Origin of the sequence: Paenibacillus sp. FSL R10-2771 (assembly GCF_038000205.1) — a bacterium.
GTDB classification, from domain to species: Bacteria; Bacillota; Bacilli; order Paenibacillales; family Paenibacillaceae; genus Paenibacillus_AQ; species Paenibacillus_AQ phytohabitans.
Map to the genome: position 1 here is coordinate 145,451 of NZ_JBBOBM010000001.1, position 15,768 is coordinate 161,218.

The window sequence follows — 15,768 nt, forward strand, 5'->3', positions numbered from 1 at the left end:
CAACGGGGGTTGCTGAAGAGAGCATTCTTCGGCAGCCCCCTTTTATTGGTGGAGAATAGATGTGCACGGCGTAGAATGGCTGATGCACAGGCTTCGGTAATAGGGTTAATGCTTCATATAATTAAGCAGATGCTTACGAAGCGAGTTTTGCTCGAAGTGAATTCAGGAAGCAGAAGCTCGCAAAACTTAAGATTATGCTTACGAGGCGAGTTTTGCTCGAAGTGAATTCAGGAAGCAGAAGCTCGCAAAACTTAAGATTATGCTTACGAAGCGAGTTTTGCTTGAAGTGAATTCAGGAAGCAGAAGCTCGCAAAACTTAAGATTATGCTTACGAGGCGAGTTATATTGCGGAGATGTTCCAATAGAAGTAATGCTTCATATAACTTTTAGGAGGATAACTATGAAATATGTAATCGGTGTCGATCTCGGAACCAGCGCAGTGAAGACTGTATTGGTAGATCCCCAGGGCAAAGTTGCGTTCGAGCACTCTGAGGCTTATCCGCTCAGCAGACCCCAGCCGAACTGGAGTGAGCAGAATCCGGAGGATTGGGTCAAAGGAACAATCGTCAGCCTGAAGCGGCTGATGGAGGTATCCGGTGTAGATTCTTCGCAAGTGGACGGAATCAGCTTCTCCGGTCAAATGCACGGACTGGTGCTCGTTGACGGCGAAGGTAAGGCTCTGCGTCCGGCGATCCTGTGGAACGATACACGCACAACAGCCCAGTGCCGCAAGATTGAGAAGACGCTTGGCGGCAAGCTGATCAAAATTGCCAGAAACCGCGCGCTGGAAGGCTTCACGCTTCCGAAGATTCTTTGGGTTCAAGAGAACGAGCCGGAGGTATTGTCGCAGGCTGAGCTGTTCCTGCTGCCGAAGGATTATGTACGTTACCGCCTGACCGGTGACTACGCTATGGATTATTCAGACGCAGCCGGAACCCTGCTGCTCGACGTAGGCTCCAAGCAGTGGAGTCCGGAGATTGCCGAAGCCTTCGGTCTGCCGCTCTCTATCTGCCCTAGACTTGTGGAATCCTTCGAGCAGACCGGAACCCTGCTTCCGGAGATTGCCGAAGCTTCCGGATTGCTGCCTTCCACCAAGGTGTTCGCCGGTGGTGCAGACAATGCCTGCGGCGCACTCGGTGCCGGAATTCTGGGTGAAGGCCGGACGATGTGCAGCATCGGTACTTCCGGAGTCGTGTTGTCTTATGAGAGCAACAAGGATCTTAACCTTGAAGGCAAAGTCCATTTCTTCAACCATAGTGAGAAGGATGCCTTCTACATCATGGGCGTTACACTGGCAGCGGGCCACAGTCTGACCTGGTTTAAGGAAACCTTTGCGGCTGAGAAGAGCTTCGACGAATTGCTTCACGGCGTTAATGATATCCCGGCCGGCAGCAGCGGCCTCTTGTTCACACCGTATATCAGCGGAGAACGTACACCGCATCCGGATGCGAACATCCGCGGCAGCTTCATCGGCATGGATTCCGGCCATACATTGTCCCACTTTACACGCGCTGTGCTGGAAGGCATCACCTTCTCGCTGCGTGAATCGATTGAGATTGTACGTGAATCCGGCAAAGAGATCACCGAGGTGGTAGCGATCGGCGGCGGCGCCAAGAATGAGGCCTGGCTGCAGATGCAGGCCGATATCTTCGGCGCTTCGATCATCAAGCTGGAGAGCGAGCAAGGTCCGGCTATGGGCGCAGCGATGCTGGCTGCTTACGGTGCCGGCTGGTTTGAATCGCTGGGAGCGTGCGCGGAAGCCTTCATCCGTCCGGCTGAAACCTACACTCCTAATGCAGAGCAGGCTGCAATCTACGACGGTATCTTCGCCTTGTACCAGGATGTTTACGGCCAGACCCGCGAACTGAATGAGAAGCTGGCTTTGTATCGCAAATAATTTAGTGTAAAATATAAACTATCCCATATTTTAATGAACTTGTATAAGTTGAACTTAATTCCATACCAAAAGGGCTATAGTAACGGAGGGGAATTTTGGAACTGGAAGGAGCGACAGCGTCCGCCTGAAAGCTTTCCGCAGGAAAGCTCGCTCCGGAAGCATCATCAGTCTGCGGATTTCCACCGCGAACAGCGGTTTGAATTCAAGAAATCTGGGGACAACAGCGGCCGGAAGTCCAAATATTCACTGTAGTTACGTCCTCGCCTAATGGGAGATCATTTGTTCATTTTATACCAGTCGTATATCCAGCACTTAATGTCTGCCATTCCTCACAGGGTGGCAGCTGTTTTCTTTTTAAATGAGGGGGTGAACCCATATTGATCAAAGTACTGATTGTAGATGATGAGCCCAAGCTAAGAGAAGGGATGCGGACGCTGATCCCCTGGGAAGAAGAGGGATACACCGTAGTGGCAACAGCGGCGAACGGATATGAAGCACTGGACAAGTTCCATGCGCTCGCGCCCGGCCTTGTGATTGCAGATATCCGCATGCCCGGGATGGACGGTCTGGAACTGATCTCCGAGCTCCGCAAAGAGAGCCCTAACTGCCATGTGCTGATTCTTAGCGGCTATGCCGACTTTGAATATGCCAAACGGGCGATTGCCTACCATATCGACGGTTATTTGCTTAAGCCGGTCGATGAGGAGGAATTGATCACCTATCTGCAGGAGCTGCGTGAGAAGATAAGCCTGGAAGAACGGATGATCGAATGGCAGTCCGGGGAGCCGGCGAAGACCACCGAAGTGCTGCTGCGCGAGCTGCTGCAGCCGAAGGAAGGCGGAGAGGCTTCCGCAGAGGCTGCGGCTCAGCTGGGGCTGGAAGGATGCAGCTGCGAAGTGATATTGCTGGAATTGAAAGGGCTTAACAAAGGGGAGGACAGCCGTGAGGAACAGGTGAAGAGCCTGATGGAGAGGCATTGGCTGGAAGAGGAAGAGCGCGGCTTATTCTTCACGCTTCCCCCGTATATGGGGATTCTTTTGAAGGAACCGCTTGCAAATGACAGTGCCCGGGAGTCGCTATGGCAGGAGCTGCATTATATTACAGCGAAGGAAGGACTGGAGTTTCAGGCCGCAGCAGGCGGTGCAGCCGGCAGCCCGGAAGAGGCGTTCCTGTCGTTTGCCACAGCACGTGCCCGGCTGGACGATGCTTTTTTCGGGCAGAAGGACACGCTGCTCAGCGGGAAGCCGGATAACTGGAATGAACCCGTGAAGAGGACAGGAGAATTCGAGGAGGAGCCGGACCCGGAGCGGGATGTAGAGGTACAGCTGCTGCTTGCTGTTGAGGCCGGAAGCGGTGAGGTGGCCCGCGGGCTTATAGGGCAAATTGTCCGCCAGCTGGTTCATGCCCGGCGCGAAGAAACTTATATCAAGGATAATCTGATGCGGATTGTCAGCAGTACCATCGCCCGCCTGGAGGCAGCGAATCCGGACATCCGTGCACTGATTGCCGGTCAAGCCTCGCCTATGGGTGAAATGTACAGCAGTGCTAACCTGCATGATGTGGAGCAGCTGGTATCCGCTTATATGGAGCAAATTTCCGGGCTGATCGGCAGCGGCGGGCGCGGAGATGAAATCAAGCGGATCACGGACCTGATCCAGCGCCGCTATAATGAGAATTTGAAGCTGGGCTCGCTTTCCGAAATTTTCAACTATAATAGCGCGTATTTGGGCAAAATGTTCAAGAATCAGGTGGGAGAACACTTCAACACGTATCTGGATAAAGTCAGAATTGAGAAAGCCAAGCAGTTCCTGACCCAAGGCATGAAGGTCTATGAGGTTGCAGAGCGGGTCGGTTATATGAACTCCGATTATTTTAATGCCAAATTCCGCAAATATGTCGGAGTGTCCCCGTCGGCCTACCGCAAAGAGAATTAATATCCCGGCTGCCGGGCAGGCCCGCGAGCAGCATGGGCGGTTAGAACTGTGAACTTGCCGAACGTTCAGCGTGAGGCTTATGATATACAGGCTGTTCCCTATCTGCAGAGGATAAGGGGAGCAGCCTGTTTTCCATGGAACGGAAGGGGGAATTGTTATTAAGAAGCTGGTGCGAATGATCAATAATATGAAGCTGAAATATAAGCTGATTTTTTTCTACATTATTGTCGTCATGATACCCGTGCTGATTGTTGGTATTATTCTTACAAGCTATTTTCGAGAGGGAGCCTTGAACAGAGCGATTGATCAGGCCACCAACAATGTGGAGAAGATCAAAAGCCAATTGTCCAGTAAGCTGCGTGTTCCGACGGATATTTCTAATCTGCTCTATTTTGACGAGGAGCTTGAGCAGCTGGTCACTACGCATTACCCGGATGCATTGGCGCTTACAAAGGCTTATTTGAATTACACAGATATCCGTGTATATGTTCTGCGGTACCGGGAAATTTCTAATATCCGTTTTTTCATTGATAATCCGAGCCTGGTTGATGATATGTCGATTGCACCATTGACTCCGGAGCTGGAGTCGAGAGCCTGGTACAAGAAAGCCATGCAGTCCGGAGAGATTTACTGGATGTATATTCCCGACAAGGAGAAATATTTCAACAGCCCCAAAGGGACGATCAACAAGCTCAGCCTGATCCGTCAGGTGTATTACCGGGAATCCGGCAAATCCGGAATACTGATGGTGCAGGTTTCTCAGGATGAACTGAATCAGATGCTCTATCAGGAGCCGTTCGATACGTTAATCATCGATGAGCAGGGTTATATTGTGTCGGCCAATGATCCGCAGCTTGTAGGCAGCACAGTGGATGATTTTGACATTGGTGTTGATGTGCAATTGCAGTCCAAGGGGGTGCTCAAAACCAGGGTGAAGGACAAGGATTCTTACGTCATTATTGATGAAATGTCTCCTGAGCTGAGCAGCAGCAAGCTGAAGATTATCTCTATATTTGAAACGAAAAGCATTCTGAGCGATGCCAATAATGTCAGCAAGCTGGGCCTCCTGATCGTTATTGGTGTGCTGCTGGTTGCCCTTGTGTTTGTATACACCATCTCCCTGCTGACCACCAACCGTCTGCTGCGCCTGAGCCGCCAGCTGAATCAGGTAGCCCTTGGCAATCTGAATATCGTCTCACGGATTGACGGGACGGATGAGATCGGCCAGCTGTCGCGGCAATTCAATTATATGGTGGCAAGTATTAACCGGCTGATCACCCAGGTTATTGAGAGCAATGAGAAGAACAGTGCACTGGAGATCGCCCAGCGGGAGATCAAATTGAAGATGATGGCGAGCCAGATCCATCCGCATTTCCTGTTCAACGCACTGGAATCGATCCGCATGAATGCGCATCTTAAGGGCGAGAAGGAGATTGCGAACATCGTCAGACTGCTCGGTAAGCTTATGCGCAAGAACCTCGAAGTAGGCCGCGAACGGGCGCCGATCAAGGAAGAAGTAGAGATGATCCGCTCTTATCTGGAGATCCAGAAATTCCGGTATGAGGACAGGCTGGAGTATGAGATTAAATTTGACCCTAGAGCAGCTGAAATCATGATCCCGCCGCTCATTATCCAGCCGCTTGTAGAGAATTCCGTAGTCCACGGGCTGGAGAATAAGCAAGGTACCGTTCATGTCAATGTCAGTATAACGCTGGATGAGAACCAGGAGGTTCAGGTGCTTGTGACAGATGACGGCATCGGCATGAAGGAGGAAAGACTGTCCGAGATCGTGGATGTGATTAGCAAAGTGGAGGAAGAGGAACGGGGACGGATCGGCCTGCGCAATGTTCATCAGAGACTGACTCTATATTACGGAGAGGAGCATGGTCTGAGGATTACAAGCCGATCAGGTGAAGGTACCGAGATAGCGTTTTCTATTCCCGTTGAAAGCGAGTTCAAGTCTTAAGCAGCGCGGCCTGGGAGAATCTCTAATTTAGACAGGATTTTACGTGAAATCTGTTGGGTATTCTCTCCCGGGGTGCTGCGGTAAGATAAGACTATAAAAACGAAGGGGGAATAATGATCGTGAAAGCGCTCACTGAAAACGGTGTTACAGCAAATGAAAGCGTAACCCCCCGCCCACCTGCGAAACGGAATAGTGGATTTTGGAAAAGCGTACTGCAGCAAAAGTACTTATATCTGATGTCTCTTCCATTCGTGATCTGGGTATTTATTTTCAGCTATGTACCCATATGGGGATGGTTGATGGCATTCCAAAATTATAAGCCGGCTAAGACATTCGGCGAACAGAAGTGGGTCGGACTGGATAACTTCAAGGAGTTGTTCCATGACGAACGTTTCTATCTCGTATTAAGAAATACCCTGTCCATGAGCGTCCTCGGGCTGATCTTTGGCTTCGTGGTTCCCATTACGTTTGCTATCATGCTCAATGAGCTGCGGGGGAGTATTTTCAAGAGAACGGTTCAAACGGTATCTTATCTGCCTCACTTTGTCTCCTGGGTCGTTGTAGGCGGGATTGTCTACAAGACACTCGCGATCGACGGAGGAATCGTGAACGATTTGCTGATGTGGTTACATATCACTGATGAGCCGATCCAATTCATGGCCCAAGGCAAATATTTCTGGGGAATTTTGACTGCATCCGATATATGGAAAGAAACAGGCTGGGGTGCAATCATCTATTTGGCAGCGATTACAGGGATCGATAAAGAGCTGTACGAAGCGGCAAAAGTGGATGGTGCGGGAAGAATTAAGCAGGCATTCAATATTACTTTGCCGGGTATCCGTTCAACCGTTATGGTGCTGCTCATTATGAACATCGGCCATCTGATCGGTATCGGCTTCGAGAAACAGTTCCAGCTGCAGAACAACCTGGTCACCGATTATTCGGAAGTGCTGGATTTGTATGCGCTTAAGTATGGTATTCAGATCATGCGGTTCTCTTATGGTACTGCAATAAGCATGTTCACCTCCGTAGTCAGTGTAATTCTGCTGTTCACGGCTAACGGTCTGATGAAGAAATTCACTAAAGAAAGCATTATGTAAGGAGGGGACCATAAATGGGTGGCAAAGCATTTCAAATGACAAAAGGTGAGCGTGCATTCGACATCTTTCTGTACACTGCACTTACATTAATCATGATTGTGACGTTGTATCCCTTCCTGAACGTACTGGCGATTTCTTTCAATGAATCTACAGATACCGTTCGGGGCGGCATCTATATCTTCCCGAGAGCCTGGACGCTTGAGAATTACCAGCGGATCTTCAGCTATACCGGTCTGATTCAGGGCTTCAAGATCTCCATTCTGCGTACCCTTTCAGGTACACTTCTGGGTCTGATCAGTGCTTCCATGCTGGCCTTTACGCTCAGTCGTCCGGAATTCAGAGCGAGAAAATTCATCTCGACTTTCCTGGCCCTGACGATGTATTTCTCCGGCGGTATGGTGCCTATGTACATTCTGATGAAAGATTTGAATCTGATCGGAACGTTCTGGATTTACATCCTTCCGGGTATGGTTTCCGCATTTAACGTCTTCATTATCCGTTCCTTTATGGACGGGCTGCCATTTGCTCTTCAGGAATCCGCCAAGCTGGACGGGGCGAATGACTTTATGATTTTCTATAAGATCATCCTGCCGCTCTGTAAACCGGTACTGGCAACCATCGCGCTGTTCCTGGCCGTTGGCCAATGGAATGAATGGTTCACAACGTATCTGTATAACGGTAACAAGCCGCACTTGACTACATTGCAGTATGAGCTGATGAAGGTATTGTCGTCTACCAATCAGGGCAGCGGCATGGTGAATGCGAACGATATGGCGCGGCAGATGGCGCAGATTTCACCAGAATCGATCAAGATGGCGATTACGATTGTCGTAACTGTACCTATTCTGGTTGTATATCCGTTCCTGCAAAAGTACTTCGTAGGCGGTATGACGCTGGGTGCAGTTAAAGCGTAAGCCTGGCAATAGATTGAAATGGAACAGCTGCCTGGTTCAGTGCAGGATCAGGCGGCTATCCAATCTCAGGGTTATTGTTAAATAGTGGAATTTATATTTATAGTAGTTTTGCAAGCGTTCACAATGGTATATTCAGGTCAATCCTGATATGCATAGATGAAACATACTAATTTACAAGGGGGATATACAATGAATCGCAAGAGTACCAAAACAATCTTTACACTCATGCTTATGAGCTCTATGCTGATCGCCGGTTGTGGAGGCAATAACAATAATGCGGCCAACAACACGACATCTAACAACACAGGAAACACACCTGCAGCAAGTAATGCAGCAGCAGATGATACCGCATTAGATACTTCTCCGTTCACGATCTCTTTCTTCGGCGGTGACGCCAGCCCGAACTGGAACAAAATGCAGGATGAAGTCGGTAAAGCCATTACTGAAAAAACAGGTGTTACTATTGACGCTGAATTTGATGTAGGCAGCGGCGGCGGCGACCAAAAAATCCCGATGATGGCTGCCAGCGGCGACGTACCTGATATTATCTTCGCCAAAGGAAACCTCAGTACCCTGGTGGATGCCGGCCTGATCATTGATATGACTGAACTGATTGATAAATATGGTCCGAATCTCAAGAAGGTCTACGGCGAAAACATGGGCCGCCTGAAATACAGCCTGGAAGACCAAGCGATCTATCAGATTCCTACGAATATGGGTGTCGGCCAACAATCCTTTGATGCTACAGGCGGATTTGAAATTCAGCACCGCGTATTGAAGGAACTGGGCTATCCTGAAGTGAAGACACTGGCAGATTATGAGAAAGTGCTTAAGGATTATGTGGCTCTGCATCCGGAAACCGATGGTCAGCCGACAATTCCGCTGACGCTGAACGCTGATGACTGGAAAATCATGATCACCGTTACGAACCCGGCCTTCACTACAACAGGTGCACCGGATGACGGTGAATACTATGTAGATCCTGAAACATATGAAGCACAGCTGCACTACAAACGTCCGGCAGAAAAAGAATATTTCCGCTGGTTGAACGGAATGTACGCTCAAGGTCTGCTTGATAAGGATACCTTCGTACAAAAAGACGATCAATACAAAGCTAAAGTCGCCAGCGGCCGTGTACTCGGTCTGATCTCCCAGGAATGGGAATACTCCGATGGTGAGAATGCTCTGAAGGCAGCCGGTAAAGACGAGTATACTTACGGGCACTTCCCTGTAACCCTGTCTGATGAGTATAAAGATCATTCCTTCATGCAGACAGGTATCGACGGCTATGGTATTGCGATTACAACTGCAGCTAAAGATCCTGTCCGGATCATCAAATGGCTGGACTGGATGTCCTCCGATGAAGGTCAGATTCTGAGAACCTGGGGTATTGAAGGCAAGCACTACACTGTAAATGCAGATGGTAAACGCGAAGTTCTCCCTGAAATCCGCGACGGATTAGCTAACGATACCGCTAACACCCAAAAAGAAACTGGGATTGGCCAGTACCTAATCTTCGGTGCACGTTATGGTGACGGTGTGAAGGATTCCACTGGCAACTACTACACTACAAGCTTCCCGGAACAGATCGTAGCTTCTTACTCCGATGCTGAGAAGGAATCACTTGCAGGATACAAGGCTACTACATGGAAAGATCTGTTCCCTAAAGAAGATGAATTCCCGATCAAAGAAACAGGCGCCCTGTACAACCTGCCGGTTCCAACTGACGGTCAATATCAGGTAATTGCTAAGAAGACTCAAGATATCGTCCGCAAACGTATTCCTGAAGCCATCCTGTCGAAACCGGCAGACTTTGATAAAGTGTATGACGCCTTCCTGGCAGAGCTGGATAAAGCCGGCGCTCAGGATATGGAAAAAGAATTCACAGAGCTCGTGAAAAAGAGAGTAACCCTGTGGACAGGTAAAACGTTCTAATCAATAATGGGATGTAGGTCATTCCATACAGCGAAGGCCCGACTTAGGTCAGGGCCTTTTGCCGTACTCAGATATTATTACGGAGGGCGAGAAGCGAATGGATAACAACAGGCATCACCCGTGGAAATTAAAGTACGGCCAGCCGGCGGCAGTCTGGGAAGAAGCGCTGCCGCTTGGTAACGGGCATATGGGCGCTATGGTGTTTGGCGGTACCGCCAAAGAGCAGATTCAGCTGAATGAAGATACCCTGTGGTCCGGATTTCCGCGGGACACGAACAACTATGAAGCCCTGCGGTATCTGAAGAAGGTACGGGAGCTGGTATCCTCCGGCAAATATGGTGAAGCTGAGGATGTGGTCAACGCGCATATGCTTGGGGTAAATGCACAGGCGTATATGCCGCTGGGTGACCTGTTGCTGGAGCAGGCTGGCGTAGAGAACTGCACGGCTTATGAACGGGAGCTTGATCTGGACAGCGGGATTGCCAGAGTTACTTATCAGAATGAGCAGGGGGCTTTTACCCGTGAAGTATTTATCAGTGCTCCTGACAAGGTGGGTGTCGTTCACCTCACAAGTGCGGTGCCGGGCGGACTTCATCTAGAGCTTGCTCTCAGCAGCCAGCTGAAGCATACGGTCAGTTCTGAAACTGAGCAACAACTGGTGCTCCATGGCCGCTGTCCGTCGCATATTGCTGACAACTATCATCAGGATCATCCCGTGGCCGTTCGCTATGAGGAGGGTCTCGGGATTGCCTTCGAGCTGCACCTGCAGGTACAGGTAACCGGGGGAGGAAGCATCCATCATTCGGATGGCAAGCTTGTCATATCCGGCGCTGATCGTGTACTTCTGCTGCTTGCGGCCGGCACGGACTATGAAGAGGTGCGGTCCAGAGCAAGCCATAAGAAAGCCGGGGCGGCTCAGGATTCCGCAGTTATTGTCAGCCCTGCGGATTTGTGTGCAAGCAGGCTGACCGCAGCTGCCGGCAAGTCCTATGAGGAGCTGCGGAGACGGCATACAGAAGATCATCAGGCGGTATTCCGCCGCATGGATCTGGATCTGGGCGGTCATGAAGCGGACAATCTGCCGACCGATGAACGTCTGGCTGCCTATAAGAACGGCCAGGAGGACCCGGCGCTGGAGGCGCTGCTGTTCCAATACGGGCGCTATCTGCTGATGGGCAGCTCGCGTGCCGGAACACAGGCCGCCAATCTGCAGGGCATCTGGAATAATCATGTACAGCCGCCATGGAACAGCAATTATACGACCAATATTAATACGCAGATGAATTACTGGCTGGCAGAGGTCTGTAATCTCGGTGAATTTCATGAGCCGTTAATTGAGCTGATCAAGGAGCTCAGTGAGACCGGGGCCAGAACGGCTGCAATTCATTACGGGGCACGCGGCTGGGTAGCTCATCACAATGTCGATCTGTGGAAGGCGTCTAACCCCTCAGGCGGAGATGCCAGCTGGGCGTTCTGGCCGATGGGCGGCGTCTGGTTGTCCCGGCATTTGTGGGAGCATTACGAATTCACGCCGGATGCCGTTTATCTCGAAGAGACGGCTTATCCGTTAATGAAGGGAGCGGCGCTCTTCTGCCTGGACTGGCTGGTGGAAGGGGCGGACGGCAAGCTGGTAACCAGCCCGTCTACTTCACCGGAGAACCGGTTTGTAACAGAAGATGGCAGAGCCAGCAGCATATCCATGGGCTCGGCCATGGATATGAGCCTGATCAATGAGTTGATGCAGCACTGCCTGCAGGCTGCACGGATTCTCGGCGTGGACCCGGAGTTCCAGGCTGAATTGGAGAAGACGCTCTCCCGTCTGTCACCGCTCAAGATTGCTGAGGACGGGCGGCTGCAGGAGTGGATCTATGACTTCACTGAATCCGAGCCTGGACACCGTCATGTCTCGCACTTGTACAGCCTTTATCCGGGCAACCGGATCAACAAACGGGACACACCGGAGCTGCTGGAGGCAAGCCGTTTATCGCTTCAGAAGCGGATCGCTTCCGGCGGCGGGCATACCGGCTGGAGCTGCGCCTGGCTGATTAATCTGTATGCCCGGCTGGAGGACGGTGATTCGGCTTATGGCTTTGTCCGTACGCTGTTAACCCGTTCGGTCTATCCGAATCTGTTCGACGCGCATCCGCCGTTTCAGATTGACGGTAATTTCGGCGCTGCCGCGGGTATTGCGGAAATGCTGCTGCAGAGTCATCTGGGTGAGCTTACGCTGCTTCCGGCGCTGCCCGGAGCCTGGAAGAACGGCCGGATTAGCGGCCTGAAGGCACGCGGCGGCTATGTGGTTGACATGGACTGGCAGGATGGACTGCTGGTATCCGCCCGGATCACAGCGAAGTATGATGGACTGCTGCGTCTAAGCTATGCGCAGGAGCTGAAGCTGCAGCTTCCTGACGGCAGTACGCAGGTGGTAGAACCTGCGATTGAGGTTAAAGCCGGCGTGACTTATCTTGTGACGCTGTAGGCTGTAGGTTGTAAGCAGTGAACGTGAACGCTTAAGTGTAGCATAGATAAGCGCAGCCGAAGCCGCTGCTTCCCGGAGATGGACCGGGAGGCAGCGGCTTTTTTAATGATCTATTTTCGCGCGCCCGCATACCTCCTGAGCATTCTGCCTGCCCAAGCACTCCGCCTGCCCCAGCACTTCACCGCCTGCCCCAGCACTCCGCCTGCCCCAGCACTTCACCGCCTGCCCCAGCACTCCGCCTGCCCCAGCACTTCACCGCCTGCCCCAGCACTCCGCCTGCCCCAGCACTTCACCGCCTGCCCCAGCACTCCGCCTGCCCCAGCACTTCACCGCCTGCCCCAGCACTCCGCCTGCCCCAGCACTTCACCGCCTGCCCCAGCACTCCGCCTGTCCCAGCACTCCACCGCCTGCCCATCACCCATCCGCCCACCAGTGCTTGTCCTGATAATATTTATGGGGTGGATACTTATGCGCCGGGTGTGCCGGGCCGATAATAATGAATATAACAGGTATCTCAGGTTCAGGTTCAAAGGTTTCTAGGGTTGGAGTTGTATACAGGGGATTTCCGGCATTTACTATAGAGTAAACGGCTAATCATCCATTATATAGATTGCAGGAGGCACTTGAAGGCTATGGGGAAGAGACGTATATCGCTGATGAAGACCGTGATTTGCGGCATGCTGGTTTTTGCTGCTATCCCGCCCGCAACATACTGGGGGTATGAGCATGCCTATGCTGCTGCTGATTCTGTGGTGCTGCGTTCTGTCAATGAGATGGCGCAGAAGCTGACCGGGGCGATGAGCAACCGCAGAGAGACAATTACCTTCACTTATCAGGGCAAGACAAATAAGCTGAAGAGCCAGGTGCAGACTTCAATCGATCAGGCGATGGGGAGCGATCCGTATCTCTATTATATTATTGACAGCTATGCGTTTTCTTACCGGGGGAGCACACGCTCTGCCAACGTGACGATTCAGGTGGAGTACCGGGAGACGCTGCAGCAGACAGCATATGTTAACAAGCAGGTGAAGACCATTCTGCAGGAATTAATTACACCGGGGATGAGCAGCCATCAGAAGGTCAAAGTCATCCACGACTGGGTGGTGCTGCATTTGCAATATGATAATTCATACCGTAAATATACGGCGTATGAGGGACTTCAGACGGGCAGTGCGGTATGTCAGGGGTATTCCCTGCTGACCTATAAGCTGCTGCTGGGAGCGGGTATACCGAATAGGATTGTGGAGGGTACTGCGAGGCCCGAGGGGGCGTTGCCCAGTCGCATGCCTGGAATCTCGTGCAGCTGGACGGACTCTGGTATCATCTCGACACGACCTGGGATGATCCGGAGCCTAGTCCGGAGGGTGGAATCAGTACCGTATATTACATGAGAACGGATGCCCAGATGCGCCGTGACCACAGCTGGACCAAGACTTATCCGGCCGCTTCAACCGGTTATGCCGAGACACTGTCACAGCTGGTCAGCCGGGGCGGACAGGGGACAGACGGATACAAGAAGCTGCAGGAGGTTCTGGATTACAGGCTGTATGAGGAGGATCAAGTGATCGCTTCGGCGGCAGACTTGAAGAAGCTTGCGCAGCAGGCGGCGGATTCAGGCCAACTCTCACTGCTGTTCCGTTACCGGGGCAGTGAGAAGCTGCTGAGGCAGGACCTGCAGGTCCTCTATGAGATAGGGCTGAATAATTTGGCATTCAACAGTTCACCTTTTGACAATACAGGGGATCTTAAGGTGTATGTGACCTGGAAATAAGAGTATTGAAAGGGATACAGTATAGCTTTATCGCCATTGATCCGTCTCCGAGAAAAGAATGGTTTGCAGCTGATCGTTCGACGGGTCGAAGCGGACCATGACGAATATGCCAAATTCCCGGCCGGCTTTGCTCCGGATCCACAGCTTGAATTTCTCCTCCGCAAGCGTTGGCTTTATTTGAGTTCGGCCTACATGCTTATAATCGATAACCTCGGCATTGTATTTCTGCTGCGCAGCTTTCACGGCTACGACACCCCATTTGGCATACTCAGGAGCGGCTGAACTCACCGGGCTGTTAAGGGTGAAGATAAGCGCCAGCAGAGCGGTGATCCAAATTTTTTTCATGGCAGTCTCCTTAGATTGTAGATTGTGAATATGTATTAGCTTGCCCCCAAAATAAAAAATTACATCAGGACAGCAAACAAACAGGGATGTCTGCCGCGCCGATAGGCTGCGGGACATCCCTGTTTGTTGTAATTCCGGATAATCAGCCGGAAGCGCTCAAGAATACTTTCCGAACCCGTCCTCGCACGTTATATCCAGCTCAAGAAGATCATAAAGAGATTGCTTGGAATCCTCAAGGTTTTTTTGCGCAGCTTCAATATCTGCTATTTTATCTTTGATAATACGTGTTTGTTCTTCTTTGGAGATTCCATTTTTAGAGATCATGGATTTTATATCATTAATTGAAAAACCGACAGCCAGACAATTCTTAACAACACCCAAATGGTGAATGATCTCTGCATCATAATTCCGGTAATTGTTCTCTTCCCTGAGGATATATTCATCCGTGATAATGCCCATTTTCTCATAGTACCGGATGGTTGATATAGGCAGATCAACAATTTTTGCGACTTCACTAATTTTCATGTTAAAATCACCCCGTTTTTCCCTCTTGCTATAAAGTATACTTCATAGTTTAGAATTCTTGTAGTGATGATAAGTGACATTTCAGCACAAGAAAACCTATAGATAAAGGAGAGAAATTTACATGAGTACAATCACCGGGAAATACCATACAACCAACGATTTCAATGAGATCGTTCTGGAGCGCCGTTCCGTGAAGGCCTATGATCCTGAAGTAAAAATCAGCCGGGAGGAAATGACCGAGATTCTGGCGGAAGCCTCCCGTGCACCGTCTGCCATTAACATGCAGCCATGGCGTTTCCTTGTTATTGACAGCGCGGAAGGCAAAGAAAAGCTTGCACCGCTGGCCTCCTTCAACCAGACACAGGCTCTGACTTCCTCGGCAGTTATTGCGGTATTTTACGATGCGAATAATATTGAATATATAGAGGAAATTTTCGGCAAATCGGTGGAACTTGGTTACATGCCGAGCGACGTCAAGGATATGCAGCTGCAACAAGTGAAGCCTTATTATGCGGGGATATCTGCATCCGAGCTGCGTGATGTGAATCTGATTGACTCGGCGCTTATTTCGATGCAGCTGATGCTTGTTGCCCGGGCCCATGGATATGACACCAACCCGATGGCCGGTTATGAGAAGGATAAGATCGCGGAAGCTTTTGGTCTGGACAAAGACCGGTTCCAGCCGGTCATGCTGATCTCGATAGGGAAAGCAGCCAAAGAAGGCTACCCATCCTACCGCCTGCCGGTTGAGACAATCACAACCTGGGCATAATCAACAGCTCCAAGGGGACGTTCTTTAGTACAAAAGCATACTTAAACTTAATCTACTGACGCAAAAAAAAGACCGGTTCAGGCCACGATAATGTGGCCGAAACCGGTCTTTGTACTGAATCCGCCGAAAG

Annotated in this window: 13 protein-coding genes; 10 read left to right on the forward strand and 3 right to left on the reverse strand. The window is 50.8% G+C overall.

The annotated features are described in order from the left end of the window. The first annotated feature begins 400 nt into the window (after positions 1–400). The 7 genes from xylB (at position 401) to NSU14_RS00720 (ending at position 12,225) form a co-directional block, all read left to right on the forward strand. Complete coding sequence (xylB, locus tag NSU14_RS00690; RefSeq protein ID WP_340942126.1) at positions 401–1,897, forward strand: xylulokinase; 1,497 nt, start codon at positions 401–403, stop codon at positions 1,895–1,897. Between the two features lie 377 nt (positions 1,898–2,274). Continuing rightward, a complete protein-coding gene (locus tag NSU14_RS00695) occupies positions 2,275–3,831 on the forward strand; it encodes a response regulator transcription factor (protein WP_042140028.1) in 1,557 nt (518 codons plus the stop codon). Positions 3,832–4,006: 175 nt separating this feature from the next. Continuing rightward, a complete protein-coding gene (locus NSU14_RS00700) occupies positions 4,007–5,797 on the forward strand; it encodes a sensor histidine kinase (protein WP_042140027.1) in 1,791 nt (596 codons plus the stop codon). Between the two features lie 113 nt (positions 5,798–5,910). After that, the gene (locus NSU14_RS00705) at positions 5,911–6,897 is read left to right on the forward strand and encodes an ABC transporter permease (protein ID WP_081970288.1); all 987 of its coding nucleotides are present in this window, start codon (positions 5,911–5,913) and stop codon (positions 6,895–6,897) included. Positions 6,898–6,911: 14 nt separating this feature from the next. Then, positions 6,912–7,811 carry a carbohydrate ABC transporter permease gene (locus tag NSU14_RS00710; RefSeq protein ID WP_042140026.1) on the forward strand — a complete coding sequence of 300 codons (900 nt, stop codon included), beginning with the start codon at positions 6,912–6,914 and terminating at the stop codon, positions 7,809–7,811. Between the two features lie 189 nt (positions 7,812–8,000). After that, positions 8,001–9,746 (forward strand): ABC transporter substrate-binding protein, encoded by a 1,746-nt coding sequence (locus tag NSU14_RS00715; RefSeq protein WP_340942132.1) that lies wholly within the window; start codon positions 8,001–8,003, stop codon positions 9,744–9,746. 97 nt (positions 9,747–9,843) lie between these two features. After that, positions 9,844–12,225: a glycoside hydrolase family 95 protein gene (locus NSU14_RS00720; protein ID WP_340942133.1), complete on the forward strand. Its 2,382-nt coding sequence runs from the start codon at positions 9,844–9,846 to the stop codon at positions 12,223–12,225. A 289-nt stretch (positions 12,226–12,514) separates the two neighbouring features. Here the strand turns inward: NSU14_RS00720 and NSU14_RS00725 are convergent, their stop codons facing one another. Further along, positions 12,515–12,640 carry a hypothetical protein gene (locus NSU14_RS00725; protein WP_340942136.1) on the reverse strand — a complete coding sequence of 42 codons (126 nt, stop codon included), beginning with the start codon at positions 12,638–12,640 and terminating at the stop codon, positions 12,515–12,517. A 217-nt stretch (positions 12,641–12,857) separates the two neighbouring features. On the opposite strand from NSU14_RS00725, the gene NSU14_RS00730 reads away from it, so the two are divergent. Continuing rightward, positions 12,858–13,616 (forward strand): transglutaminase domain-containing protein, encoded by a 759-nt coding sequence (locus NSU14_RS00730; RefSeq protein ID WP_340942137.1) that lies wholly within the window; start codon positions 12,858–12,860, stop codon positions 13,614–13,616. Then, positions 13,613–13,996 (forward strand): hypothetical protein, encoded by a 384-nt coding sequence (locus tag NSU14_RS00735; RefSeq protein ID WP_340942140.1) that lies wholly within the window; start codon positions 13,613–13,615, stop codon positions 13,994–13,996. Before NSU14_RS00730 ends, NSU14_RS00735 begins: the two co-directional genes overlap by 4 nt. 27 nt (positions 13,997–14,023) lie before the next feature. On the opposite strand, the gene NSU14_RS00740 is transcribed toward NSU14_RS00735, so the two are convergent. Further along, the gene (locus tag NSU14_RS00740) at positions 14,024–14,341 is read right to left on the reverse strand and encodes a DUF3889 domain-containing protein (RefSeq protein WP_076246998.1); all 318 of its coding nucleotides are present in this window, start codon (positions 14,339–14,341) and stop codon (positions 14,024–14,026) included. Between the two features lie 156 nt (positions 14,342–14,497). Continuing rightward, positions 14,498–14,866, reverse strand: a complete 369-nt coding sequence (locus NSU14_RS00745; RefSeq protein WP_042140022.1) for a helix-turn-helix domain-containing protein — start codon at positions 14,864–14,866, stop codon at positions 14,498–14,500. Positions 14,867–14,987: 121 nt separating this feature from the next. Between NSU14_RS00745 and NSU14_RS00750 the strand changes: the two genes are divergently transcribed. Next, on the forward strand, positions 14,988–15,638 hold the full coding sequence (locus tag NSU14_RS00750; protein WP_076246994.1) for a nitroreductase family protein: 651 nt from the start codon (positions 14,988–14,990) through the stop codon (positions 15,636–15,638). Positions 15,639–15,768 lie beyond the last annotated feature (130 nt).